Source organism: Halogeometricum sp. CBA1124, from assembly GCF_009741955.1.
In the GTDB taxonomy this organism is placed as follows: Archaea; Halobacteriota; Halobacteria; order Halobacteriales; family Haloferacaceae; genus Halogeometricum; species Halogeometricum rufum.
On sequence record NZ_WPCD01000382.1, the window covers coordinates 1 to 1,046 of the forward strand.

The window sequence follows — 1,046 nt, forward strand, 5'->3', positions numbered from 1 at the left end:
CGTCACGCTGGGCGTCGTCGCGTCGGCGTCCTCCTCGGCCTGTTCCGGTCCTGAGGGGCCGTCGCTCGTCGAACTCGAACGGCCGTCTCTCGTCGAACCTCGTCGAACGTCCTCCGCCGAACGTCACTCCCGTACGTACGCGACCAGACCGAAGACGGCGAGACAACCGAGGAAGAAGAGGACGCCCGGTTCGGCCGCGGTGAACACGAGAGTCGCCAGCGTCGAGTCCGCGGCCGACCGACTCGCCGGTTCGACCACGCCGATGCCCGTCGCCGCGGGCGCGACCAGTCGCTTCGCCCCCCACTGGACCAGCACCGAGGCGAGGCCGAGGACGCCCAGACCGGCGACCACGTCGGTCAGCGACCGACGGACGTGCGGGCCGATGTCGCGGTTGCCGACGAAGACGATGGGGTCCGAGGCGGGCCCGTAGACGGTCATCTCGTTGCCCTTCTCCGAGTACCGCGTGTCGACGGCCTCGACGAGTTCGGCCTCGGTCAGCGTCGAGAGGTGGTAGTGGACGTTCTGGACGGAGGTGTCCAGACGGTCGGCCACGTCGGAGGCCGTCCCGGGGTCGTCGAACAGCGTGCGGAACACCGCCCGCCGCGTCTCCGAGGAGAGGGCGTCGATGACGGCGTCCGCCTCCGCTTCGTCCACGTCGAGGACGCGCGGTCGTTCGTCGGTGCGTGCAGTTCGGTCCTGTATGCGGTCGATGAGTCCGGACATTCGTGTGAAGTGCGCGTCGTCGCGTGCACAGTCGTGCGTCGTCGCGTGGTCGTCGTCTCTCGGGCGACCACTAAGCCCTGTTCGTAGTTCAAACGCCGCTTTGAGCGATTCGACCCGCCGCCTCGTCCCCGCGTTCGTTCCCGTCCGCCGTCTCGTTCTGCGCGGCCCGGACCGCCGCCGCCGGTCGGAGGCGGCCGTGACCCGCCGCGGGGTCGGGACCGGGTTTGCCGACGTCCGTCGCCGTCCGTTCGAGCAGCACCTCCACCTCTCCCGCGGCGACCGGTCGGGGGCCGTCGCGAGGACGAGTGCGGCCACGCCGCCCG

The 1,046-nt window shown here is 70.7% G+C and carries 1 protein-coding gene and 1 pseudogene; both read right to left on the bottom strand.

Going from position 1 to position 1,046, the window contains the following annotated elements; all coding sequences use genetic code 11:
• Positions 1 to 123: 123 nt before the first annotated feature.
• Positions 124 to 723: a helix-turn-helix domain-containing protein gene (locus tag GJ632_RS21675; RefSeq protein WP_089808404.1), complete on the bottom strand. Its 600-nt coding sequence runs from the start codon at positions 721 to 723 to the stop codon at positions 124 to 126.
• Between the two features lie 88 nt (positions 724 to 811).
• Positions 812 to 1,046, bottom strand: a pseudogene (locus tag GJ632_RS21680) (hypothetical protein); the annotation flags it as partial.